Source organism: Ignavibacteriota bacterium (assembly GCA_016713565.1).
GTDB lineage: Bacteria > Bacteroidota > Ignavibacteria > Ignavibacteriales > Melioribacteraceae.
In genome coordinates this window covers 604370-628238 of record JADJOX010000007.1, presented here as the reverse complement: position 1 = coordinate 628238, position 23869 = coordinate 604370, and the positions used below count along the sequence as shown (strand labels likewise).

Genomic DNA, 23869 nt, shown 5'->3' with positions numbered 1-23869 from the left:
TTTATTAAATATATTTTGGAATATTAAAACAATTATGAAAAAAAATATTGATTTAAGAAGCGACACAGTAACTCGTCCTACTGAAGGAATGAGAAAAGCCATGTACGAAGCTGAAGTTGGCGATGATGTTTTTAAAGAAGATCCGACTTTAAATAAACTACAGGAATTTGCAGCCGAAATACTGGGCAAAGAATCCGCATTATATGTACCTAGCGGAGTAATGGGGAACCAAATTTGTCTCAATGTTCATACAAATCCTGGAGATGAAGTAATATGTGAAGCGGATGCCCATATTTTTCAATACGAATCCGGTTCACCCGCGGCATTAAGCGGAATTCAACTTTATCCAATTAAAGCAGAAAGAGGTATTCTAAAACCTGAATTGGTAGAACCTTTAATTAGACCCCTCAGTGCCTATTATATGCCGAGATCAAAAGTTATTGAAGTTGAGAATACGCACAACAGAGCCGGCGGAACAGTTTATACTTTGGAAGAAATTGAAAACATTCAGTTACTCGTAAAAAAATATAATTTGAAATTCCATTTAGATGGCGCAAGATTATGGAATGCGTCTGTTGCATCCGGGATAAAAGTTTCCGACTATACAAAATATTTTGATTCAGTATCGGTTTGTCTTTCTAAAGGATTGGGCTCACCTGTAGGTTCGGTTATTGCTGGTACACGAGCATTTATTGATGAAGCTTTTAGAGTAAGAAAAGCGTGGGGTGGAGGAATGCGTCAAGCAGGTATATTAGCTGCGGCGGGACTTTACGCTCTGCAAAATAATATTGAACGTTTAGCTGAATATCATAAAAAAGCAAAAATCCTATCTGAACATTTAGTTAAAACCGGAAAGTTTGAATTAATAAATAAAGAAGTTGAAACAAATATTATTATATTTAAACCATTAGAGAAAAGCGTGGAACAATCTTTGCAAATTTGCCAAGAAAATAATTTACTTTTCTCTGTCGGACAAATTGGAACATTGCGTGCAGTTACTCATTTGGATGTAAGTTTTGATGATATTTATGAAGCATGCAAAATTATTGATAAAGTTTTTTAATTTGTTCTAGGTCAGTTACTAGATAAATTTTTTTATTAGATTTTATAAAAATTTATAACATGAATGGAAAAAACTATAAACACAAAATTTTTGAAGTTGTAAAATTCCATGAAGTTGATATGCTTGGTGTTTGCAACAATGCAGTTTATTTAAATTATTTTGAAGATGCAAGAATTAAATATTTGCAATGTTTATCGTCAGAGTATAAGTTTAATTCTTTTTTAGTCGGGGATTCTTTCGTTATTATAGCAAGAAACGAAATAAATTATTTAAGTCCTTCTTACCTTGATGATGAGTTGACAGTTTATTCAAAAATTGAAAATGTTTCTAAAAGCAGTTTTTCTTTTGAGCATTTTATTTATAGGGAAAAAGACAAAACAAATATTGCTGAAGGACGCGGAGTTTTGGTTCATATAAATAAGAACACAAAGAAAAGTATTTTATTACCGGAAGAATTTCATAATGCAGTTCAAAATTTTGAGGGGGAAAAAGAAATCAATAATTCCTAAATACTAGGAGGGCGCAATGGGGATCGTAATTGATATTGAAACAGTTGGTTTTGATATAGATAATCTTTCGGAATCACAGCAGGAATTTTTGTTAAGATACGCTGAAAAAGAACATGACGATCACATAAAAAAAGTAAAGACTGAAGAAGCTGAGCGTTATCTAAGTCTTTACCCATTTACTGCAAAAATAATATCAATAGGGTTGCTAAATACAATTACAGAAGGTACGCTTATTTTATATAATTCGAACGATGTAGAAATTTGGACGAATATAGAAAAGAAAGTTACTTATCAAGGATTAGCTGAAACCGAACTGATAAAATTATTTTGGAAATACATTACAAAAACTGATAAAGTAATAACTTTTAACGGTAGAAATTTTGATATTCCTTTTCTAATGCTTCGATCGGCAATGCTGAATATTAAACCATCAATAAATTTAATAAGTAACCGATATAATATTACAAATCATATTGATTTACTTGACCAATTCACTTTTTACGGCATTACTAGAAAATTTAATTTAGACTTTTATTGCCATGCATTTGGAATTACATCACCAAAATCAAAAGGAATAACGGGCATGGAAATAAAGGAATTATACAAAGCCGGTAAGATAAAGGATATTGCTGTTTATTGTAGTGAAGATGTAAAAGCTACTTTTGAAATTTATAAAATTTGGGATGAGTATTTGAATATTTAGTTAAATTAAAAACCTCCGAGGTTTTAAAACCTTGGAGGTTTGTATTAATTATTTTTTCAATTCTTCAATCAATGCAGGAACAACTTCAAAAACATCTCCGGTTATACCATAATCGGCTACTTGGAAAATTGGCGCATCGGCATCTTTATTTATAGCGACAATACATTTTGATGATCGCATTCCAGCTAAATGCTGAATTGCACCGGAAATTCCCAAAGCAACATAAAGATTTGGTGAAACGGTTTTCCCGGTTTGACCTACTTGCTCTGAATGTGGTCTCCAGCCCACATCAACAACCGCACGCGAAGCTCCTACGGCGGCACCTAAAACTTCAGCTAAATCTTCAACCAATTTGAAGTTTGCGGCTTCTTTCATTCCTCTTCCGCCGGAAACAATTATTGAAGCTTCGGCAACATCAAGTTTACCTTCGGCTTTTTTAATTTCAATAACTTTTACTGATAAATCTGGTGAATCAATATTTTTAACATTAACTTCAGAAGTATCGTTACTCGGTTCTCCGGGATTAAATACGTTTGGTCTAAGCACAAATACTTTTTTATCGGAATTTATTTTAACTTCAACCAAAGCTTTTCCGGCGTATACTGGTCGTGTAGCAATAATATTTCCTTCTTTAAAATCTAAAGAAATGCAGTCCATTGAAATTCCGGCATTTAATTTAACGCATAAATGTGGAGCAAGATCTTTTCCTAATGAAGTATTTCCTAAAATTAATATATCGGCGTTAATTTCATTTGCAAATTCATAAATTGCTTTTGTGTAAGCTGAGGTAGAATAATTAATTAGTGATTCATTCTTAAGCAATGTAACTTTTTTAACGCCAAAATTTCCAATTTTACTTAAATCAGAAATTTCATTTCCACATATTACTGCTTCAACATCACAGCCCAATTTTAACGCAAGGTCAGCACCTGCTTTTGCGGCTTCAAAAGAAATTTTCTTTATTTCGTCATTTCTTTGTTCTAATACAACTAAAATTTTGTTTGCCATTTCGCCTCCTATATAACCTTAGCTTCTTCTTTCAGCAATCTAACTAATTCCTTTACGGCACTTGAGTCATTGCCAAGGATTTTACCGGCTTGCTTTCCAAGAGGCTTATTCATTTGAATTATTTCTGATTTATTTTCAAAATTTGCAGCATTTTTTTCTTCAATTACTTTTTTCTTTGCCGCCATTATTCCTTTCAATGAGGCATATCTTGGTTCGTTTAAACCTTTTTGGCAAGTAATAACCGCGGGAACTGAAGTTTCAACAACTTCTTTTCCGCCTTCAATTTCTCTTTCCGCAATTATTTTATTTCCATCCAAATTAAAAGAAATTACAACGCTTACACTATTGTAACCTAGAATTTCAGCGGTTAGTTGACCGGTTATGGAATTATCAAAATCAACGGCTTGTTTTCCAAAGAAAACTAATTCAGCGCCTTGAGCTTTAATTTCTGATGCCAGTGCATTTGCTAAACTTAAAGAATCTCTATTTCCTTCGTCCTTTAATAATATTCCGCTATCGGCACCCATAGCAAGTGCTTTTCTAATTGTTTCTTTTGATGAATCTTGTCCAAGTGAAATTATCACAACTTCACCTCCGACTTTTTCTTTTGTCTTTAATGCTTCTTCAATAGCAAATTCATCATATGGATTTAAAATGTAAGTTACATCGGTGGGATCGATCGATTTTCCGTCGTTTCCAATTTTAATTTTTGTTGCTGTATCAGGAACATGACTTACGCAGACAGCTATTTTCATTGTACCTCCAATTTATACCGAAATGTTCCAAAAATAGTATAAATTTTGGTACTAATAAAGTAATAGATTTAGAAAAATAAAAAAAGTATTTATGAAAAATAAACGACTACGATTGTTAGCAATAAAAAGTGTGCAACAACTAAAGAGCTAATAAAGATTCTTTTTTTATTTAGGTTTTTTAAATGAATTTTATCTTCTTCAAAAACCCGCTTTGAAAAAAAGTCTCCCATTGAAGGATCCCATTCAGGATGTGAGATTGGATTTTTAATATATTGTGACACCATTTCCTCCTAATCAAAGATATTAAAATTTGAATCAATATGCAATTGAATAAAATCTACTTTTACGATCTGTTTCTTAATGTTTCAAAGTAATAGGACTAAGTTTTTTATTTTGTGTTTTGTATCACATTTATAAACTTAACTTTATCAAAAAAAATCCGATTAATACCTATACGTTTTTAAGCGAATAAAGAGAAAGGGATAAGTAAAATATTGTTTTAAATCACTGTGAGGTCTACCCATTTTCTACTTATTGCAAGTAAAAATGGAGCAAAAATGAGTATAACAATTAAAGGAAATGCTGGAGATTACTTAATTAGAAATGAATTCAGCATTTTAGAAGTTAAGTTAGATAAAACCGGAAATCAAACTGGCGAAAGTAAAGTTCATGTTATAGCAGATTCTATCGAAGATCAAGATGATAGAATAATGGTAATTCAGAAATTAAGAGAACTAGAAAAAATTTAATTAAATTAGAGGAAGAAATGGTGAATTTCCAGGAGAAAAACGAAAACAATTCGTTAGACCAATTTCAAAATAGATTAAAGAACAGATTTATTATAGAGGGCAGTTCATTGCTTGGAAATAAATTAGAATTTTCAAATTTCTTTGAAAAAGATTCTAAATCTTCTTTCGAGTTTACAATTGTTAAAATTCTTTTTGAAAGGGCGACTTTACGTGAAGCGTCCAGTTTTAAATCCTTTTTAGACAAAACAATTGCAGAAGATAATAAAAGTATAATTGTTGATCTAAATATTTGTGAATTTGTGGATTCTTCTTTTTTTGGTGTTTTAGTTGCCGGAGTTAAAAGAACTAAAGCTATGGGGAAAAAATTCTATATAGTCTATAATAATCAAAACAGATTGCCAATATTTTCAGCAACCGGCTTGGATAAAGTTTTTAAGGTCTTTAACTCAATAAGCGAAGCAGAAAAGGCATAATTTAAGAAAATTAGAAAGTTTGATCTCCCCCCAGTTTCATTCTTTCTATATAAAGTTGTGCTATTTCTGCTCCTACTAAGAATAAGATTGAAGCGTAAAAAAGCCAAAACAATAAAACAATAACAAGCAAAAACGCTTGGTAAAATTGATTTGTTTGTAAAAAATTCTCTACGTAATAACCGAATAAAAATCTTGCCAATTCCCAAAAAATTGTTGCCCATAACGCACCGATAAAAACAGCTTTTTTATTCAATTTTGAATATGGGATTAATAAATAAAATAAGAAGAAAAGAAATAAAACAACAATTACGGAAGTTAACGAGTATATGGCATGAACAATTTTATCGACCTTAAAATTTACAAGAAAATTCAGATTCTCAGTAGCTGTTATAAATATGTTGATTGACGGTAAAACAAATGTGGAAACCAAAATCATTACAATTACTAGTAAAACCATTCCAAAATCTCTTAACAATCCGAAAATAATTCCCTTTGTTTTATCATAACCGAAAATTTCGTTCAATATGGTTCTCATACTGCTGAAAATCCAAGTTGAAGTAAAGAACAAACCAATTACCCCAAGAAAAAATGCGGTAGTACTATATTGATAAACTTCCGGAACTCTTTTTAAAATAGCAATTTTAATAAATTCTGCGTATTCGGGATATGGAATCATTGTAGTAATAATTTTGGAAATATTATCCTGAATTGTCAAAGGATCGATGAATTTTCCGAGTAAAGCAAAAAGTAAAAGTAAAATTGGAATTGTTGATAGTATTAGTGAAAATGCTATTCCGGCTCCAGCCAAAAAAATATGGTGCTCATCTAATCTTTTTAATAAACCAATAACATAATGGTTTAGAAATTGCAAAATTTTTCTATAACGATTGAATGTGAAATAATTTCCAATCAATCGCAAAAATTTGAATTTACTCATTCATCAATCTAGGTATTGATTCATAGTAAAGCTTTGCGAGTTCTTCAATTTTAACATCAATAATTGAATTAACAGCAAAATTCTTTTCCACTGTTATCCCCAAAAGATTAAAATGTAAATTTGATTTTTTTATAATTTCTAAAAATTCATTTTCAAAATTTGGATTTACCGATACAATTATTCGACCTTGCGACTCTGAAAAAAGTGAAAAGTCGGCTCTTGTTTTAATTGGGATATTAATTTTTGCGCCAATTAATTTGGGATTATTGATAATACAACATTCAGCCAATGCAGAAATAATTCCTCCATCAGAAATGTCATGTGCGGAATTTATCAATTTTTCATCAATCAATTTTAAAACTGTGCTATGTAATTCTTTTTCAATTTCTAAATTTATTTTTGGTGAATCTCCCTTTACCAATCCATGAATTACACTTAAATATTCACTGCCGCCAATTTCTTCAAAATCTTCACCAATCACATAAATTTTATCGCCTACATTCTTAAAATATGAAGTCATTATTTTATCAACATCTTCTATTAAACCAATCATTCCAATTACTGGAGTAGGATAAACGGTTGTTTCTGGACTTTCATTGTAAAAACTTACGTTTCCGCCTGTTACCGGAGTATCAAAAAATCTGCATGCTTCGCCCATTCCTTCAATTGATTCTTTGAATGTCCAATAAATTTCAGGATCGTAAGGATTTCCGAAATTTAGACAATTTGTAATTGCCAGGGGATTACCGCCTGAACAAACTATATTTCTTGCGGATTCTGCAACTGCAATTTTTGCTCCATTTTTTGGATTTAAATAAACATATCTGCCGTTGCAATCTGTCTGCATAGCTATAGCTTTTTTAGTATCCTTAATTCTAACAATTGCCGAATCACAGCCCGGACCAACAGCAGTATTTGTTCTAACCATGTAATCATATTGCTGATAGACCCATTTTTTTGACGCAATATTTGGTGATGAAAATACCTTAAGGAATGTTTCTTGTAACAGCATTCTTTCTTGACTTTCAGACAACATAATTTCATAAGCTGTCATAGTTTTTTCACGCAGAGGGACTTTATTCAAATTAATATTCATTCCGGATTTTCCCTTTTCGCTCATTTCTGAAGTTGAGCAGGAAATTCCCGCGGCACCCATATCTTGAATTCCAATAACCAAATCTTTTTTGATAATTTCCAAAGTAGCTTCTAAAAGTAATTTCTCTGTGAATGGATCCCCAACTTGAACAGAAGGTCTTTTAGCTTCAGATTTTTCACTTATTTCTTCCGAAGCGAATGTTGCTCCGTGAATGCCATCTCTACCAGTTGCGGAGCCAACGATCATTACAGGATTATTCTTTCCTTTTGCTATTGCCGAAACAGTTTTATCAGTATCAACAATCCCTACTGCCATAGCATTTACTAAGGGATTTCCTTGATAAACTTCATCAAAATAAACTTCGCCGCCGACTGTTGGTACACCAAAACAGTTTCCATAGTCCGCAATTCCCTTAACAACTCCTTCAAATAAAAATTTGGTTCTTGGATTTGTAAGTTTTCCAAATCTTAATGAATTTAAAGCCGCAATTGGTCTGGCTCCCATTGTAAAAATATCGCGCAAAATTCCGCCTACACCGGTTGCTGCGCCTTGGTAAGGTTCAACTGCGGAAGGATGATTATGGCTTTCTATTTTAAAAGCAATTGCCTGACCATCTCCGATATCTACAAGTCCGGCATTTTCTTCGCCAGCGCCAACGAGTAATTTTTTTCCGCTTCTTGGCAATGTTTTCAGCAAAGCAATTGAATTTTTATAACTGCAATGTTCACTCCACATTACGCTGAAAATTCCTAATTCGGTATAATTTGGAGTTCTGCCTAATATTTCACAAATTTTATTAAATTCTTCTTTTGTTAAGCCATGCTCTTTTGCAAGCTCTAAAGTTACTTTTGGTTCATTCATAAAATGATTTTTTTAGATTTGATTAGAATTAAAGTGTAAAGATAAATTTTTTTTAGCTTAGATGAAGAAAAAACGGACTTGGGAAAATGAATAAATTTATTTACGATTTAAAATAATGTGAGATTTCTATAAATGAAATGACAATAAATGCCCAAAATGAAAAAATTAGATCATTTCCGGTAATTTCAAAATTAGAAGTAGATTTGGCAGTTACAGCTAAAACTTTAAACATTGAGCAAAGTACTAGAACAACGCTAAAAGCAAATATTCCGCTTTTAAATGAGTTGATAATTTTTCTTTCGGTTGTAATTGAAGAAATTTTTTGAGTAAAACTCTCTGTTTTTGCTTCAATTTGTTTTGTATTTATTTCTTTATTTTGCATAAGTGTTTTAATTTGTTTCAAAAAAATGTTTTTTCTTAATACACGTTAAGTTTTTAAATGAAACATATTTCTTGACTCAAATCTATTGAAATAAAAACTCAATGAAATGATGCCAATCACAAACAAGCAATTATGATTTATTAAATTGCTACATATTAAACAATGAAAAAAAAATTGCAAAAGAATTATTTATTAAACCTCGTAACTCCCTAATAATAAATAAATTACCAACAATTTATAATTTCTGTAAATAATATTTGCACCAATTTATCCATCTATGAAAAGCAATATGTTGTAAACAATTGTTCAAAGCACATTGTTTTTAGGATAATGTGATTTTTGGCACAAATTATGCTTAAATGTAAAATGATAAAATAAATTTCAGAGACAAAATGTATTTGGTTGAATTAGAAAAAACATCAAAGGATATTTCGAAATTCGATAATGCGCAGCTTGTATGTTCATATTATTTTCTGAAAAATACTTTTAACTATTTATATAAAGAGAAGTTGAGAAAGTTAGATAAGCAGGAAAAGCGAGCAATTATTTACGATATCTCCCTTTTTCAAGATATAAAAAACAAAAAAAATTATCTTAGAAATTGCAGTCCGCAAAAATGGTTGGAAGATTCTAAAATTTACAACACTCTTCTGAACGAAATGGAAAAGAGAAATCTTTCCGTAATTAATTAAAAAGCAAATTTTAATCACGCGCTAAAAATGAAGATAAATAAAATTTATTATTATTCATCAGAAAAACAAAAACTGGTGAATGTTGAAAATGTTTTTTCTAAAGCTGCGTTGTTTATAATTTTTATCGTATTCTTGACTGCAACAATAACTTTTTTTACTAGCAGCAAAATCGTTCTTAATTATTCGAGTAATAATGATCGTTTAAAAAATTTTACGGATGATAATTTGTTGGAAAATGAATTTGAACTTCTTCAAAAGAAGTACATCGCATTGTCATCAAAACTTGATAAATTAGCAGACGAATCAAGCAATTTACGGATTGCTGTAAATTTACCCGAGTTAAATCAAGATTATAAAAATTACGGAATCGGCGGATCGGAATTTGAGAGTGAATTTGCTTCAGTGAAAAGGAATAATCTAAAATTAAGTTCTATTCTTGATGTTGTTAATAAAATTGAAACCGGATTAAAGATTGAAAGAATAAACTTTGGAGAAATAGAAAACAAGTACAAAGAAAATCAGAATTTATATAAAACAATTCCTGCAGTTCGTCCCGTTAATTGTCCCATCGGTGATAGATTTGGGATGAGACTTCACCCAATTTTGATGCAGAATAAAATGCATTACGGCTTAGATTTTATAGCAAATATCGGTGAAAAGGTTTATGCACCGGGTAGCGGGAAAATAACTTTTGTTGGTCAACTCGGCGGTTATGGCAAAGTTATAAAAATTACGCACGGTTTTGGTTATGAAACATTATATGGTCATTTATCCGAATTTAATGTTAAAATTGGACAAACCGTAAAACGAGGCGAACTAATTGCTCTAAGCGGAAATACGGGCACATTGACAACTGGACCACATCTTCATTATGAAGTAAGACATAAAGGAGTTTCATTAAATCCGCGAAATTTTATTTTTGAAGATTTAGAAATATTCAACGAAATATAGCTCACCCGATAATTTAAAAATTCCTCACAAATTTCATCTTTTACTTCACTATTTATATTGCAATTTAGCCTTTACATTTTTAATTTTCTCATAGCATTTCAAAGTTAGCTACTGAGGAAATATGAAAAAATCTGACAATCCTAAAGACTCATCCCGAAGAAAGTTTATTAAAGAAGTAAGCGTTGGTTTAGTTGGCGCGTATTCAATTAGTCCAAATTTAAATGCAAAGAATCTTCCTAAGGATTTAAAAGAATCTATGGAAGGAAAGGTCAAGTTATCCTTAGTTGTAAACGGTGAAAAAATTTCAACAAATATAAAACCTAATACAACCTTAGCAGAATTTTTACGTGACGAACTAAAATTGACAGGAACAAAATTAGTTTGCAATCAAGGAGAATGCGGAAGCTGTTCTGTTTTAATGAATGATGAAGCAATTTATTCTTGTCATTTATTGGCTTTAGATGCGGATGCTTCGGAAATAATTACAGTTGAAGGATTATTGAATAATGATGAGTTACACACGGTTCAAAAATCATTTATTGAGCATGATGGATTACAATGCGGATTTTGTACACCGGGACAAATAATTTCAGCTGTTGCATTATTAAAAAATAATCCAAATCCTACTGATGAAGAAATAAAAAACGGCATGTCGGGTAATTTATGCAGATGCGGTGCGTATCCCAAAATTTTTGATTCCGTAAAAAATGCAATTGGCAGTAAAATTTGATCAAGGAGAAAAAATGTCAATAAAAAGATCAAAGTTTTTTTTCGAAGAAGATTTTATAGAAAAAGTTGGCGAAGTTTCGGACGAAAATTATAAACAACTTCCTCCAAATAAAGATTTGAAATTTATTGGAAAAAAAATTCCAAGATACGACGGATATAAAAAGGTAAGCGGAAAAGCAATTTATACCTACGATATAAATTTACCGGATATGGTATTTGGAAAAATTCTGCGTTCAACAATTCCTCACGCAAAAATAAAAAGTTTGGATTTATCAAAAGCGAAAAATACAGATGGTGTTTTGGAAATTTTAACTTTTGAAAACACACAAGAATATAATTGGTATGGTGAAAGCAGTAAATTATTTGATCAGACTGTTAGATATGAAGGTGATGAAATTGCTTGTGTTTGTGCAATAACGCAAAAAATTGCTGAAGAAGCGGCAAAGAAAATAATCGTTTCATATGAAAAATTACCTTTTGAAATTGATGCGGAAAAATCTCTAAAATCAGAGAATCTAAAAATTCATGAAAGCGGAAATATCAGCAGAGAAAAACCGGATGAATATTCAAGAGGAAATATTGATCAAGGTTTTGAACAATCTGAAATTATTATTGAAGATACATATACAACACAAATTGCAATTCATAATCCAACAGAAGTTCACTGCAGCGTTGTTAATTGGGAAGGCGGAAAATTAAAAATTTGGGATTCAACGCAAGCGGTTTTTGAAGTTAGAAACAACATAGCAAAATCCTTGGGTATGAATGAAGAAAATGTTCAAGTTATAAAAGAATTTATGGGCGGAGGTTTTGGCGGTAAACTTGAAGCCGGAAAATATACTTTAATGGCAGCAATACTATCGAAAAAATTTAACAAACCGGTAAAAATAGTTTTGGATAGAAAAGAGATGAATCTTTCTGTCGGTAACAGACCTGACTCAAAACAAACATTAAAGATCGGACTAAAAAAAGATGGAACAATTACTGCATTGAGCCATAATTCTATCGCAAATGTTGGTTCATATCCTAGCGGCGGCGGGTGCAGTTGGCCGGCTAGAAGTATGTATCAAATTCCTAATGTTAAAACAATTGATTATAGTGTTTTCACAAACACCGGCAGAGCAAGAGCTTTCAGAGCTCCGGGACATGTTCAGGGAACTTTTGCTCTTGACTCCATAATTGATGAAGCAGCAGAAAAAATAGGAATGGATCCATTGGAAATTAGGTTGAAAAATTATGCCGATAAGGATCAAGTTTGGGGCGCAAGTTATAGTTCAAAAATGTTGAAGGAAGCTTATAAAATTGGAGCGGAAAAAATAGGTTGGAGTGAACGTAATAAAATTCCAGGAGATGGAAACAACTATATTAAAACCGGAATTGGAATGGCTTCTCAAATTTGGTGGGGAGGTGGCGGACCTCCGGCTCACGCGAATATGAAAATTTCTAAAGATGGTTTGGTGAATATCTATTCCGGAACCCAGGATATTGGAACAGGTACTTATACATTTATGTCTCAAATAGCCGCTGAAATTTTGGAATTACCTTTAAGTAAAATTAAAGTACACTTAGGAAATACAGATTATCCATTTGGACCTTCAAGCGGAGGAAGTACAACGGCTCCTTCAATTTCTCCCGCGGTTAGGGATGCGGCGGAAAAAATGAAGAAAAAATTAATTTCAGCAGTTTCTGCCGTCATAAATAAAAATGAAGATGAAATAAAGTATTCAAGCGGAATTTTTTACTCTGATAGTAAAACAATAATGTCAATTGAAGATATAGCAAAACAAGTTGATCCCGAAATTTTATTTACAAAAGGTTCACGAGAAGAAAATATAAAAGGAATTGCGGTTCAGACTTTTGGAGCACAGTTCGCTAAAGTTGAAGTAGATATTCTGACAGGCAATGTGAAAGTAAAAAAAATTGTTGCCGCTCACGATACCGGAAGAACATTAAACAGGCAAACTTTGGAAAGTCAATTCCACGGTGGAATAATGCAGGGATTAGGATTTGCGCTAACAGAAGAAAGAATTATGGATGAAGATCATGGGAAAATGTTAAATGCGAATATGCATGATTATAAAATTCCAACAATGTTGGATGCCCCGGATGAAATAGAAATAATAATTGTTAATGAAATGGACGATCAGGCGAATAATATGGGTGTTAAAGGAATTGGCGAACCAGCAATCATTCCAACTGCGGCAGCAATAGCAAATGCGGTTTATAACGCAATTGGTGTTAGAATAAAAAGCCTGCCAATTACTCCGGATAAAATATTAAATGCACTGTACAAAAATTGAGGAACAAAATGAATGATTTTGAATATTTGCAGCCACAATCAGTTGAAAAAGCATCTAATTATTTATCAAAAAACAGTAAATCAATTCTATACGCCGGCGGAACGGATATATTAGGTTTAATGAAAGATGATATTTTTAATTACACTCAACTTGTTAATCTTAAAAATATTGAGTCATTAAATTATATTAAATATGACGAAAATGTTGGACTTAAAATTGGAGCATTGACAAAACTTAGTGAAATTGAAAAAAATGAAACTGTAAAAAAATATGCAGAATTATTACAGTTGTCGGTAAAAGAAATCGCGACTCCTCAATTAAGAAATGCTGCTACAATCGGCGGAAATATTTGTCAGCGACCACGTTGTTTTTACTTCCGTGGCGAATATAACTGCATAAGAAAAGGCGGTGATACATGTTTTGCGGTGATGGGAAATAATAAATATCACTGTATTATTGGGGGAGGACCTTGCTACATTGTACATCCATCAGATTCAGCGGTTGCTCTGTTGGCATTAAACGCAAAATTTAAAATCAATGACGGAAAAAATGAAAAAGTAGTTTCCGCAAAAGATTTTTTTATTTTACCGGTAGTTGATGATCAAAAAGAAAATATATTGAAAAGCGGTGAAATATTGACCGAAATAATAATTCCAAATTCAGGGAATAAAATTTCTAAATTTATTAAAATTAAAGAACGAGGCGCTTGGGATTTTGCACTGTTAAGTATAGCAGGAATATTTGATATCAAAGATAAAATTATTAAGTCCGGTAAAATTACTTTCGGCGGTGTTGCGCCAATTCCTTGGGAAGAAGAAGGAATAAACAAAGAATTAATCAATTTTAAAATTGATGATGAAAATATAAATAAACTTTCAAATTCAGTATTTGCAAAAGCAGAAGCTTTGGACATGAATTCATATAAAATTATTTTGGCAAAAAATTTGATAAAAAAAATATTGCTAGATATTTAATTTTGAACTTTTTTGAAATTTGATTTTTGAAAACACTATTTTTCAGATATAAAAATTGAATATTGATATGCTAAAAAAAATCTGGAAAATATTTGTTTCATTGACATTGTTTTTTTTCATTTTTACAATTCTGGTTGTTTTAATATTTAGATTTCTTCCAATTCCAACTTCGTCATTTATGCTTCAGCAAAGAATTACAAATTTAATTGACGGTAATTTTAACTCAATAAATTATGATTGGGTGAATTATAATGAAATATCAAATTCAGCTAAATTAGCCATGATCGCGGCAGAAGATCAGAAATTTTTTGATCATTACGGTTTTGATTTTGAATCAATTGAAAAAGCGCTTAAGAGAAATAAAAGAAGTAAAATAACTCGCGGAGCAAGTACAATTACGCAGCAGACCGCAAAAAATTTATTTTTATGGTCTGATAAAAGTTATGTAAGGAAGGGTTTGGAAGTCTATTTTTCTTTACTTTTGGAAACACTTTGGTCCAAGAAAAGGATTTTAGAAGTTTATTTAAACATTGCTGAGTTCGGCGAAAATGTTTATGGAGTTCAAGCTTCATCAAGAAAATTCTTTAATCGCGACGCAAATAAATTAACATATCAAAATGCGGCAATGTTGGCGGCGGTTTTACCAAATCCCAAAAAGTACAAAGTTAATTCATTGACAAATTACAGACAGCGCAGAGTTTTTTGGATTCAAAAACAAATGCGCCAATTGGGCGAGGGAATTTTAGAGAATAAATCAAACGAAGAAGTTAAAAATAGAAAGTAAATTACTTAAAAAGCATTTCATAAATCACAATAAACTGATCTTTAGTCAATTTAATTTTTACAATTAAGTATATTTGATAACTAATTTTATTAAAATCGTTGATGGAAAATAATATAAATCCGGTAATACTGACCGCAATGGATCTTGAAGTCCATTACGGTGAACAAATAGTTTTGAACAAGGCTTCGCTTAGTATTCATGAAGGCGATAGAATTGGATTAGTTGGACGCAACGGAGCCGGGAAATCTACATTTCTAAAAATTATTGCGGATCAATTAAAGCCTGATTCCGGAAATGTGGCAAAAAAGAAAGAGTTAGTGGTTGGATTTTTAACCCAAGAATTTACCTTAGATAATTCGAAAAATGTGTACCAAAATGTTTTAGCCGCCGCTGAAAATGTTTTGAACTTAATAAAAGAATATGAATCGTTGCATTATGATTCTTCTAAGAAAAATTTACTGGAAGAAAAAATTAAGTATTTGGATGGATGGAATTTAGAAATTAAAATTAATAAAATTCTTCAATCTTTAAATGTTCCAGATGGAAACAGAAACATAGAAACATTATCGGGCGGAGAAAAAAGAAGAGTTGCATTAGCCCGTTCAATTGTGGCGCAGCCGGATTTATTAATTTTGGATGAACCGACAAATCATTTGGACACGGAATCAATTGAATGGATTGAAAATTTCTTAAGCAATTATAAAGGTACTTGTATTTTTGTAACTCATGATAGATATTTTCTTGATAGAATCGCAAACCGTATCGTTGAATTAAGTCAGGGTGAATTTATTTCACATATTGGAAATTATACAGACTTTTTGCTGAACAAAGCGGAAAGGCAGGCAATAAAAGAAGTTGAAGAAAGAAAACGTCAAAATTATTTACGAAGAGAATTGGATTGGGTTGTACGAGGACCAAGAGCCAGAAGAACAAAAGCTAAAAGCAGATTAGATGCTTATTACGAAATTGCGTCTCAGCAGAATTTGGAAGTTGAATTAGATGTAGATTTAATAATTCCCCCGCCCGAAAAATTAGGCAATACAATTCTTGAATTAAATAATATCAGTTTTTCTATTGATAATAAATTTCTGATTAATGACCTAAATTTTATTTTCACTCCGGATAGAAAATTAGGTATTATTGGTAAAAACGGAGTAGGCAAAACATCATTATTAAAAATTATTCTAGGTGAAAATCAGCCTGATAATGGCAAAATACAACTAGGTGAGAAAACAAAAATTAATTATATCGATCAGTCTAGACTACTGCTAAATGATGAAGATTCCGTTATTGAAGCCATAAGTGAAGGAAATAATTTTATAAAATTTGGAGATCAGCAAATAACTGTTTGGTCATATTTAAAACGATTTTTATTTACAGATGATAGAATTAATACATTGGTCGGAAGACTTTCAGGAGGTGAGAAAAGCCGATTAACGCTTGCCCGAATTCTGCAAAGAGGCGGAAATTTTTTAATATTGGATGAACCGACAAACGATTTGGATTTGCCGACTTTACGAATTCTTGAAGAAGCACTGTTAGCTTTTAACGGCTGCGTTGTGGTTGTTAGTCACGACAGATATTTTTTAAATAGGGTCTGCAACGGAATTCTGGCATTTGAAGAAGATGGTAAAATTCACTTTAGCGAAGGAAATTATGATTATTATATTGAAAAAAGAACACAGCGAAATTTAGTAGAAAATAAAATTGTTAAAAAAAATGAAAAAGAAACGGCGATTGAAAAGCCTAAGCCGAGAAAATTAACTTGGAAAGAGAAAAAAGAATTAGAATCAATAGAAGAAGAAATTATTAAAGCCGAAGAAGAAGTAAATAAAATAGAACAAATATTTTCATCTGAAGATTTTTATGAAAAGTATGCCGCTAAAACAAATGAATTAAATAATGATTTTAATTTTGCTAAAGAAAAAGTTAAGAATCTTTATAACAGATGGGAAGAATTAGAGAAAATAGGGAAGGAATAAAATTTTTTAGAAGTACGAATCATTTATGATCCGTACTTCAACTGTTTTATTAATTTTTAACGCATTAAAATTGCTTTTTTAATATTTAAAAAAGTTCTTGAAGATTCTGATGATTTTGCTTCAATTCTAACAAAATAAACTCCGCTCGGCAAATTTTCGGCGTTCCACATCAGTTCATGTTTACCTGAATTATATTCCTTGTTAGAAAGAACTTTAATAAACTGACCAATAGCATTGTAAATTTCGATTTTAATTTTGCTTTTTTCCGGATTTGAAAAACTTACAATCGTACTAGGATTAAACGGATTTGGATAATTTTGATACAATAAAAAATCGTCCGAAATCTTTTCATTTGTTTCAACTGAAGTAATATTACCTAAAGAAAGATCATCGACAAGTACATAAGATCCAATTGAATTTGCGTCAGGAGTATCTGCTGAATCTGAAATTAAAAACTGAACATAACAATTTTTCGGTGTTGAATCTAAAGCGTATTCAATTGGAATATTAAATTCTGTCCAAGATGAATAATCTTTATTAACACTAATTCCGCCAAAGCCCAAATAATTGTCATTTTCATCTGCCATATAAACGCTTATCACCATTATTCCGGATGATTTAAAATCACTTTTTAAATAACCTGTTAAAGAAGTATATTTTGCAGAAACCGGATGACCATAACTATTATCATCATTAATTGAAGTTAAGCTGGAAGGATATGGGAAATTTAAATAACTAATTAATTCAATTTTTGCGGATGATGAACCGCTGTGCGCATCAGAAGATTTTGTTATGCCGACAAAATATCCGGGAACATTTGAAGTTGTCCAAAAATTCGGACCTAAGTCATTCCAATCTTCAAAACTTGCATTCAATAATTGTGAATAAATATTTGAATTTGCTAAAAAAGTGAAAATGAAAATTGAAAATAAAATGTAAGTTTTTTTCATATTTTTTTCCTTAAAAAGTCGAAGACTAAATTTACAAATTCTTAAACAATTTATATGTAAGAAGAATCGATTTCTATTCCGTTAATGTCGAGACAAAATAATTAAGATAGATGAAGCAAATAATACAATGTCTAATATTTACAGATCAATTTCATCCAAAATCCGCGCCGAAAATAAAAAATAAATGATACGCAATATGAGCATTATAAATTATGAAAGCGGAATAAACAACAATGAAGAAAAGTAAAATTAGGAAATATTTCCAATTGTTGGTTTTAATCGTATTTAATTCTTCAGAAAGCCGATCCACAATACCCCCGAAAGTAAAATGAAATGACTTGGAGATTTTTAATAATTTTATAAAAATAAATAATTTTCAGATATAATTATTGAAAATTTTAAAACAAAAAATAATATTATTTATAACGATGGAAAAAATGTTGTTAATGGCTAAATTTATTTAGCTAAAATAAAAAAGCCTCAATTTTGTTAAATTAAAGCTTTAGTTGTAGTGGGACAAACACGGAAATTGGGTATGCTTATCAAGAAAATGCAAGCATGAAAACTTCAAACATTCTCTCACCCATATATTCTACAACAATAAAAATAGGAACAAATGATGTTGAAGCAAAAAATTGGTCAATTTGGAGCAACACTGATGGCAATTGGAGACCAAGAGAAGAAGATGTTTGGAAAGGTGATGGAACAACAAATGATCAAACAGCAGATGAGGATCCAAGTGCCTCTGAAAGTTTTACTCTAAATACTTATAATGCATATGACAACGTTGGAAATATTCTCTCTGAGACGGATGCCAACGGAGTTATATCAAAGTATCTATATGCTGACGGAAAATCAAATTTAATACTTAAAGCCACCAATACAGGCACAGGAAATATTGTTGCTGATAATTTCAATGATAATTCTTTTAGTGATTCTGATCCTTTTACTTGGACAACATCTTCAGGTTGGAGTGTAAGTGATGGTGAATTACAATCTCCATTGAATAGCATTAGTTATGCTAGAATACAAAATTACCAATTCCAATCATTTAAAGCAGATGTTCAAGCTAAGATAAATAATAATGGAGGCTTGACAACTTATTGGGTCGGGATTCTTTTTGGTACAACTTCAACTGCTTATACAACTGGAGGATATCTAGTTTATTATAGAGATAATGGTTATTTGGCGTTGTATCAAAATGGAGTCAATTTAGCATATGTTAATACTTACCTTCTCCCAAATAAAAAAGAAAGATTTCTGTAAGTGTTGAGGGAAATAATATAAAAGTTTTTATTGATGGGACAGAGTTTATAAATGAAACAGCTAGCACAACAATTGCTACTGGATATGTTTCATTATATTCTTACAAAACTCAATCCTCATTTGATAATTTTAGAGTTTATCCAATAGGAGCTATTGCTCAGAGTTTTGCTTATGATCCAATCACCGGCAATATAACAGAGGTAAATGATGAAAATAATAATTCAACATATTATGGATACGACGATAATGGCAGAATTGATAATGTTTCATATTTATATTACGGTATTAAAAAACTTGTTGCAGCACGAGACTATTTTCTGAGTAGAGATACTTATACAAATTTTAATCCTACATATCCTAATAAAATAACCAGTTATTTATACAATGATGATTATTATTACACTCAAAATATAAACTTTCTAGATGGACTAAACAGACCAATTCAGGAAAAATTAGCATTAGATAATAACGTTATAGTTTCAAAAAATATAGAATACGATATTTTCGGGAATGTGGTAAAAAATTATAAACCATATTTATTAAGCGGAACAAATTATAATTACGATCCGAATTATTTAACCAATTCAAATAATTATTATACCGGTGGTCTAGGGGCTTATGATAATTATTGTGCAACGAACGGCAGACCATATTATGAAATGAAATATTTTGATGATCCATTACATAGAACTGATGAAGAAACTCCTGAAGGAACAAGTTGGGCAAGTCATAAGATTTCACATGACTATGCAGGCAATGAGTCCAATTATATTCAATATGCTACGGGTACCTATTATACACAAAATTCACTTTATAAAAATATCCTAACGAATGAAAATGGGATCATTAATTGGAATTACACTGATAAGTTCAATAATTTGATTTTGACAGTTGAAAATCCAACAGGATTGAATTTAAAAACACAATTTAAATATGATATTTTAGGAAATCAAATAGAGAAAAAGGATCCGTCAAGTTTAATAATAAATTATAAATATAATCCTATCAAACAACTTATAGAACAAACTTCACCAGATGCTGGAACAACTAGATACTTATATGATAAGAATGGAAATATAAGATTTAAAAGACATGCGGATCAAATTACAACATCAAATAATACATATAGATCTTCGAGCTATATGTATAGTCCAACAACTGTAACCGGTACATTTTCGCTAGTAACTCCGACTATGTTAAAAGTTAGAGCTTTAGCTACAAGTACAGGATTTTATGCTACTACAACTGTGAAAATAAAAAATAGTGATGGTTTGTACCAATTCTTAGAAGTAAAAGCAGAATCAAATGGAAATACGGATGTCACCAAATACATAAGACTTCCTAAAGGCAGCTATAAGTGGGAAACAATTACAGCTGGTAGTGGACCAATTACATTTTTCTACGATGTGGATACAAGATATATATATGGAATTTGAATACAATAAATATGATGAATTGAACAGAATAGTAGAAAATGGTGAACACTATTATTATTATAGTAACAGTGATGCTTTACACAAACAAATGCAAACAATAGAGATTTTCCAACTAGTGGGCAGCACCTTAATAAAAAGTATATTTATGATGAAGAAACTACGGATGTAATTGCTGTAATCCAAAGAAATGTATATGGAAAATTATCATATAGCTACTCTTACCATATGAATAGTTTAGCTTTTACTACATACTATTCTTACAATGATTTGGGAGAAATAGAATGGATAATTAACAAATGGGTTGACGGTAAATATAACACAATAAAATACAAATATGATTTGCAGAAAAGAATAACCCAAATTGATTTTCTTGGAGATCAAAGTATTTATAATTATTATAAATTTTTTGAATATGATGATATTGGTAGATTATTAAATGTTTATACAGCGGATAATTCCAGTGGAATTGATAAAGAAAAAGTCGCTGAATATGAATATTTTGCTGATGGTACAGTTAAACGCTTAGAATTAGGTCCAGAAGGTGATAAAGTACAAGGAGTAGATTATCAATACAATGAACGAGGATGGATAGCTCAGATAAATCATCAGAATCTTACTTCCACAGATGATCCGGGGGGAGATGGAACAAATGGTTTACCTTTGGATAAATATGGAATGGTAATTGGATATAATAATGTATCGGGCAATATAGCTAGCGCACAAAATGCAACTGCTCAGTGGAATGGAAATATTAGTTGGTTGATGTACAAAATGTATGGTGTGACCACTGGTGGAAGTTTAGTTGAAATACATATACTTATGATAATGTAAATCGTTTGAAAAAGTCGGATTTTGGGTATAATAGTGGAAGTTGGATATCAACGAACAGATTTGATGTAACAAATATAAATTATGATAATAACGGTGACATAACCGCAATCAACAGATATAATAAGGACAGTCAATTATTTGATATACAAACATTTAATTACTTCTCTGGCGGTAATAAACTAAAATATATTTATGATATAGGAAATAGTTCTTATAGTTCTACTGATATTGACATGCAAGTAGAGAATAACTACGAATATGATGACATGGGTAATATGATAAAGGATACTCAACAAGGTATAGGTTTGATACTTTATGATTTGCAAAATTTACCAGTAAGAATATATAAGAATAATAATGTATTTGAGTATATTTACGATGCTAATGGAAATAGAGTAAGCAAAATTGAAAGTGGCAATACTGTATGGAATTATGCGTACGGCGCAAATGGAAAAACAGAGGCAAGAATACAAGATAGCCAAGATTTAATTAAGCATAATTTATGGGGTAATGATTTGTTGGGAATAACAGAATCTATCTCATCATCAACTGATGAAAAATATTATTTCTTAAAAGATCATTTGGGTTCTATAAAAATGCGTTTATTCGAAGATGGAACTGTAGCCGGTTATGATGATTACTATCCATTTGGAATGATATTGAATGGAAGAAGCAGTAGTACTGGATCTACTGAAGAATATAAATTTACGGGAAAGGAAAGGGACACAGAAACCGGATTAGATTACTTTGGAGCAAGACAATATGATAGCAAAATTGGCAGATGGTTAAGTGTTGATCCGCTAGCGGATAAATACCCGGGATGGAGTCCTTATCATTACTGTTTAAATAATCCAATAAGAGGAGTCGATCCCGATGGAAGAGGTTTCTGGGATATTGTTTCAGGAGTCAGCAATTCTCTTTCAGATAATAATACAATGGGATTGACTAAAGCCAGAGCAAATGCCAATTATGAAAATTCAAGTCATGGTAGGATTGGTGAACAAATAGGAAATGTATTATCTCTTGTCCAAAGCGGTGCTGAATTTCTTACTGGTGGAACAATGGTTGGTGGTGGAGGTGCACTTACAATTGGAGGGGCTGCTACTGGGCCAGGTGAATTAGTATTAGCTCCAGCAGGAATTGCAACCACGGCAGCAGGAGTAGCCGTAATTGCTGATGCGATTGGTGTAGGTGCAGTTGCTCTTAATAATATGATGGAAGGTAATAATGGTGGTGGTTATGATCAACCAGCTAGTAGGAATGAACAAGGAAGACCTCAAGCAGATCCTGAAGCACAAGGACCTCATTCAACGTTAAGTACAAGGAATGGAGAAAAACAAGGACATACTTTTAATAAAGAAGGACAACTTGAAAGTGAAGTATCTCCATTCGATAAAAGACATGGACCACATGAACATAAGTATAATAACAGCGATCCCCAAAATCCTGTACGTGGAAAATGGGAACCACTCAAAAAGGATAATTAAATGAAAAAGATAAAAATTACAGATGGGGGTGAATTACTTACTTTTGATTTAGTTGATATACTTAACTGCATTAAAGATGTTGGGAGTAATTATAATTGGGCAATTTTAGATATTTATTTAACCTCTAAGAATAATAGTAATTTGAATGTATTAGAATTTGAAAATGAAGTTAACGCTAAGAATGAACTTTTTAAGATTAATTTTATTGATATGTTAAATTTGTCTAGTAAATTTAATCAAGTTATCGATGGAAAATTTATTGCATTCAAAGGAAATTTCAATAATGAATTAATTGAAATAAAAGATTTAGAAGAAAAATTTGATGTTGTTATTGAAGCAATTGACTCTAGTTATTGGACGGTATTTTCCAAAGATGAACTAATAATTGAATTATTAAAGAGTACTTTTAGAAAAGTTGAAATACTGAAATAGTAAGTAACATAAGCAGCGAGAATTTACCCCTACTTTTTTATTAAAGGCAGGGGTTTTGTTTTTATAATGGTTTTTATTTAGAAGAATTAAATAGCTTTAAGTTTGGCGGCTTTAATAAGGTTATCAAGAGTGTAGAAAATATTATTTTTGTCTTCATCTGGCAGCTTGTCAATATCTTCTAATCTTTTAAGAGTTTTTTTATCTAAAATTTTTAACTCACCATCAGAAACCAAATAATCCAGAGACACCCTTAAGGCATCAGCTAACTTCCTAGCAGTATCAATACTTGGCTTCATCTCATCACGTTCGTACTTACCAATAATATCACCATTAATGCCGGAAAGCTTCCCAACATCAGCTTGAGAAAGTTTAAGATTCAAAGTCGAGAAATGGTTCTCGACTTCTGGGAAATGGGTAAAAAAGGAAGGAATCTCGACAGCTGAAAAAATAATGGATTTATCCAACTTAACTTCAGTTTTGCCTATCAATTAAGAGAGAGACTTTAGAAAGCTTATGTTT

26 protein-coding genes are annotated in these 23869 nt (G+C 31.2%); 17 read left to right on the top strand and 9 right to left on the bottom strand.

Going from position 1 to position 23869, the window contains the following annotated elements; translation table 11 throughout:
• Positions 1 to 34 precede the first annotated feature (34 nt).
• The 3 genes from IPK06_10000 to IPK06_09990 are packed head-to-tail and all read left to right on the top strand — an operon-like array spanning position 35 to position 2275.
• Positions 35 to 1063 carry an aminotransferase class I/II-fold pyridoxal phosphate-dependent enzyme gene (locus tag IPK06_10000; protein MBK7980308.1) on the top strand — a complete coding sequence of 343 codons (1029 nt, stop codon included), beginning with the start codon at positions 35 to 37 and terminating at the stop codon, positions 1061 to 1063.
• 59 nt (positions 1064 to 1122) lie between these two features.
• Positions 1123 to 1572 (top strand): acyl-CoA thioesterase, encoded by a 450-nt coding sequence (locus tag IPK06_09995; GenBank protein MBK7980307.1) that lies wholly within the window; start codon positions 1123 to 1125, stop codon positions 1570 to 1572.
• A gap of 16 nt (positions 1573 to 1588) precedes the next feature.
• Positions 1589 to 2275 (top strand): ribonuclease H-like domain-containing protein, encoded by a 687-nt coding sequence (locus IPK06_09990; GenBank protein ID MBK7980306.1) that lies wholly within the window; start codon positions 1589 to 1591, stop codon positions 2273 to 2275.
• A 48-nt stretch (positions 2276 to 2323) separates the two neighbouring features.
• Here the strand turns inward: IPK06_09990 and IPK06_09985 are convergent, their stop codons facing one another.
• From IPK06_09985 to IPK06_09975, 3 genes are all read right to left on the bottom strand, one after another.
• Entirely contained in the window at positions 2324 to 3283 is a 960-nt protein-coding gene (locus IPK06_09985; protein ID MBK7980305.1) for an electron transfer flavoprotein subunit alpha/FixB family protein, read from the bottom strand.
• Positions 3284 to 3291: 8 nt separating this feature from the next.
• Positions 3292 to 4038, bottom strand: coding sequence for an electron transfer flavoprotein subunit beta/FixA family protein (locus IPK06_09980; GenBank protein MBK7980304.1), 747 nt, complete (start codon positions 4036 to 4038; stop codon positions 3292 to 3294).
• An 89-nt stretch (positions 4039 to 4127) separates the two neighbouring features.
• Positions 4128 to 4319, bottom strand: a complete 192-nt coding sequence (locus IPK06_09975; GenBank protein ID MBK7980303.1) for a hypothetical protein — start codon at positions 4317 to 4319, stop codon at positions 4128 to 4130.
• A 276-nt stretch (positions 4320 to 4595) separates the two neighbouring features.
• On the opposite strand from IPK06_09975, the gene IPK06_09970 reads away from it, so the two are divergent.
• Together IPK06_09970 and IPK06_09965 are read left to right on the top strand one after the other, a co-directional pair.
• On the top strand, positions 4596 to 4787 hold the full coding sequence (locus IPK06_09970; GenBank protein ID MBK7980302.1) for a hypothetical protein: 192 nt from the start codon (positions 4596 to 4598) through the stop codon (positions 4785 to 4787).
• A 17-nt stretch (positions 4788 to 4804) separates the two neighbouring features.
• A complete protein-coding gene (locus IPK06_09965; protein ID MBK7980301.1) occupies positions 4805 to 5260 on the top strand; it encodes an STAS domain-containing protein in 456 nt (151 codons plus the stop codon).
• A gap of 10 nt (positions 5261 to 5270) precedes the next feature.
• Here IPK06_09965 and IPK06_09960 read toward each other — a convergent pair whose 3' ends face one another.
• From IPK06_09960 to IPK06_09950, 3 genes are all read right to left on the bottom strand, one after another.
• Positions 5271 to 6131: a YihY/virulence factor BrkB family protein gene (locus IPK06_09960; GenBank protein ID MBK7980300.1), complete on the bottom strand. Its 861-nt coding sequence runs from the start codon at positions 6129 to 6131 to the stop codon at positions 5271 to 5273.
• A gap of 58 nt (positions 6132 to 6189) precedes the next feature.
• The gene (locus IPK06_09955) at positions 6190 to 8154 is read right to left on the bottom strand and encodes a phosphoribosylformylglycinamidine synthase subunit PurL (protein MBK7980299.1); all 1965 of its coding nucleotides are present in this window, start codon (positions 8152 to 8154) and stop codon (positions 6190 to 6192) included.
• Positions 8155 to 8254: 100 nt separating this feature from the next.
• A complete protein-coding gene (locus tag IPK06_09950) occupies positions 8255 to 8536 on the bottom strand; it encodes a hypothetical protein (protein MBK7980298.1) in 282 nt (93 codons plus the stop codon).
• 392 nt (positions 8537 to 8928) lie between these two features.
• Here IPK06_09950 and IPK06_09945 point away from each other — a divergent pair, with 392 nt between their 5' ends.
• The 7 genes from IPK06_09945 to IPK06_09915 all read left to right on the top strand — a co-directional run bounded on the left by IPK06_09945 (position 8929) and on the right by IPK06_09915 (position 16948).
• The gene (locus IPK06_09945; protein MBK7980297.1) at positions 8929 to 9228 is read left to right on the top strand and encodes a hypothetical protein; all 300 of its coding nucleotides are present in this window, start codon (positions 8929 to 8931) and stop codon (positions 9226 to 9228) included.
• Positions 9229 to 9255: 27 nt separating this feature from the next.
• Positions 9256 to 10179, top strand: coding sequence for a M23 family metallopeptidase (locus tag IPK06_09940; GenBank protein MBK7980296.1), 924 nt, complete (start codon positions 9256 to 9258; stop codon positions 10177 to 10179).
• A 121-nt stretch (positions 10180 to 10300) separates the two neighbouring features.
• Positions 10301 to 10909: a (2Fe-2S)-binding protein gene (locus IPK06_09935; GenBank protein MBK7980295.1), complete on the top strand. Its 609-nt coding sequence runs from the start codon at positions 10301 to 10303 to the stop codon at positions 10907 to 10909.
• Between the two features lie 13 nt (positions 10910 to 10922).
• On the top strand, positions 10923 to 13208 hold the full coding sequence (locus IPK06_09930) for a xanthine dehydrogenase family protein molybdopterin-binding subunit (protein ID MBK7980294.1): 2286 nt from the start codon (positions 10923 to 10925) through the stop codon (positions 13206 to 13208).
• Between the two features lie 8 nt (positions 13209 to 13216).
• A complete protein-coding gene (locus IPK06_09925) occupies positions 13217 to 14182 on the top strand; it encodes an FAD binding domain-containing protein (protein MBK7980293.1) in 966 nt (321 codons plus the stop codon).
• Positions 14183 to 14249: 67 nt separating this feature from the next.
• Positions 14250 to 14966 (top strand): monofunctional biosynthetic peptidoglycan transglycosylase, encoded by a 717-nt coding sequence (gene mtgA, locus IPK06_09920; GenBank protein ID MBK7980292.1) that lies wholly within the window; start codon positions 14250 to 14252, stop codon positions 14964 to 14966.
• 101 nt (positions 14967 to 15067) lie between these two features.
• Positions 15068 to 16948, top strand: a complete 1881-nt coding sequence (locus tag IPK06_09915; protein ID MBK7980291.1) for an ABC-F family ATP-binding cassette domain-containing protein — start codon at positions 15068 to 15070, stop codon at positions 16946 to 16948.
• Between the two features lie 56 nt (positions 16949 to 17004).
• Here IPK06_09915 and IPK06_09910 read toward each other — a convergent pair whose 3' ends face one another.
• Positions 17005 to 17898: a T9SS type A sorting domain-containing protein gene (locus tag IPK06_09910; GenBank protein ID MBK7980290.1), complete on the bottom strand. Its 894-nt coding sequence runs from the start codon at positions 17896 to 17898 to the stop codon at positions 17005 to 17007.
• A 151-nt stretch (positions 17899 to 18049) separates the two neighbouring features.
• Positions 18050 to 18208: a hypothetical protein gene (locus IPK06_09905; GenBank protein MBK7980289.1), complete on the bottom strand. Its 159-nt coding sequence runs from the start codon at positions 18206 to 18208 to the stop codon at positions 18050 to 18052.
• A 248-nt stretch (positions 18209 to 18456) separates the two neighbouring features.
• On the opposite strand from IPK06_09905, the gene IPK06_09900 reads away from it, so the two are divergent.
• From IPK06_09900 to IPK06_09880, 5 genes are all read left to right on the top strand, one after another.
• Positions 18457 to 19164 carry a hypothetical protein gene (locus IPK06_09900; GenBank protein MBK7980288.1) on the top strand — a complete coding sequence of 236 codons (708 nt, stop codon included), beginning with the start codon at positions 18457 to 18459 and terminating at the stop codon, positions 19162 to 19164.
• 512 nt (positions 19165 to 19676) lie between these two features.
• Positions 19677 to 20600 (top strand): hypothetical protein, encoded by a 924-nt coding sequence (locus IPK06_09895; GenBank protein ID MBK7980287.1) that lies wholly within the window; start codon positions 19677 to 19679, stop codon positions 20598 to 20600.
• A 225-nt stretch (positions 20601 to 20825) separates the two neighbouring features.
• Positions 20826 to 21431 (top strand): hypothetical protein, encoded by a 606-nt coding sequence (locus IPK06_09890; protein ID MBK7980286.1) that lies wholly within the window; start codon positions 20826 to 20828, stop codon positions 21429 to 21431.
• 320 nt (positions 21432 to 21751) lie between these two features.
• Positions 21752 to 22918, top strand: coding sequence for an RHS repeat-associated core domain-containing protein (locus tag IPK06_09885; GenBank protein ID MBK7980285.1), 1167 nt, complete (start codon positions 21752 to 21754; stop codon positions 22916 to 22918).
• A complete protein-coding gene (locus IPK06_09880) occupies positions 22919 to 23350 on the top strand; it encodes a hypothetical protein (GenBank protein MBK7980284.1) in 432 nt (143 codons plus the stop codon). It abuts the gene before it with no gap.
• An 86-nt stretch (positions 23351 to 23436) separates the two neighbouring features.
• Here IPK06_09880 and IPK06_09875 read toward each other — a convergent pair whose 3' ends face one another.
• Entirely contained in the window at positions 23437 to 23730 is a 294-nt protein-coding gene (locus IPK06_09875; protein ID MBK7980283.1) for a helix-turn-helix transcriptional regulator, read from the bottom strand.
• Positions 23731 to 23869: the final 139 nt, after the last annotated feature.

Bases quoted from the DNA above. Each gene is read 5' to 3' on its own strand.
- IPK06_10000 (MBK7980308.1), top strand. From the start codon at position 35: ATGAAAAAAAATATTGATTTAAGAAGCGACACAGTAACTCGTCCTACT.
- IPK06_09995 (MBK7980307.1), top strand. From the start codon at position 1,123: ATGAATGGAAAAAACTATAAACACAAAATTTTTGAAGTTGTAAAATTC.
- IPK06_09990 (MBK7980306.1), top strand. From the start codon at position 1,589: ATGGGGATCGTAATTGATATTGAAACAGTTGGTTTTGATATAGATAAT.
- IPK06_09985 (MBK7980305.1), bottom strand. From the start codon at position 3,283: ATGGCAAACAAAATTTTAGTTGTATTAGAACAAAGAAATGACGAAATA.
- IPK06_09980 (MBK7980304.1), bottom strand. From the start codon at position 4,038: ATGAAAATAGCTGTCTGCGTAAGTCATGTTCCTGATACAGCAACAAAA.
- IPK06_09970 (MBK7980302.1), top strand. From the start codon at position 4,596: ATGAGTATAACAATTAAAGGAAATGCTGGAGATTACTTAATTAGAAAT.
- IPK06_09965 (MBK7980301.1), top strand. From the start codon at position 4,805: ATGGTGAATTTCCAGGAGAAAAACGAAAACAATTCGTTAGACCAATTT.
- IPK06_09955 (MBK7980299.1), bottom strand. From the start codon at position 8,154: ATGAATGAACCAAAAGTAACTTTAGAGCTTGCAAAAGAGCATGGCTTA.
- IPK06_09950 (MBK7980298.1), bottom strand. From the start codon at position 8,536: ATGCAAAATAAAGAAATAAATACAAAACAAATTGAAGCAAAAACAGAG.
- IPK06_09945 (MBK7980297.1), top strand. From the start codon at position 8,929: ATGTATTTGGTTGAATTAGAAAAAACATCAAAGGATATTTCGAAATTC.
- IPK06_09940 (MBK7980296.1), top strand. From the start codon at position 9,256: ATGAAGATAAATAAAATTTATTATTATTCATCAGAAAAACAAAAACTG.
- IPK06_09935 (MBK7980295.1), top strand. From the start codon at position 10,301: ATGAAAAAATCTGACAATCCTAAAGACTCATCCCGAAGAAAGTTTATT.
- IPK06_09930 (MBK7980294.1), top strand. From the start codon at position 10,923: ATGTCAATAAAAAGATCAAAGTTTTTTTTCGAAGAAGATTTTATAGAA.
- IPK06_09925 (MBK7980293.1), top strand. From the start codon at position 13,217: ATGAATGATTTTGAATATTTGCAGCCACAATCAGTTGAAAAAGCATCT.
- mtgA (MBK7980292.1), top strand. From the start codon at position 14,250: ATGCTAAAAAAAATCTGGAAAATATTTGTTTCATTGACATTGTTTTTT.
- IPK06_09915 (MBK7980291.1), top strand. From the start codon at position 15,068: ATGGAAAATAATATAAATCCGGTAATACTGACCGCAATGGATCTTGAA.
- IPK06_09910 (MBK7980290.1), bottom strand. From the start codon at position 17,898: ATGAAAAAAACTTACATTTTATTTTCAATTTTCATTTTCACTTTTTTA.
- IPK06_09900 (MBK7980288.1), top strand. From the start codon at position 18,457: ATGAAAACTTCAAACATTCTCTCACCCATATATTCTACAACAATAAAA.
- IPK06_09890 (MBK7980286.1), top strand. From the start codon at position 20,826: ATGAATAGTTTAGCTTTTACTACATACTATTCTTACAATGATTTGGGA.
- IPK06_09880 (MBK7980284.1), top strand. From the start codon at position 22,919: ATGAAAAAGATAAAAATTACAGATGGGGGTGAATTACTTACTTTTGAT.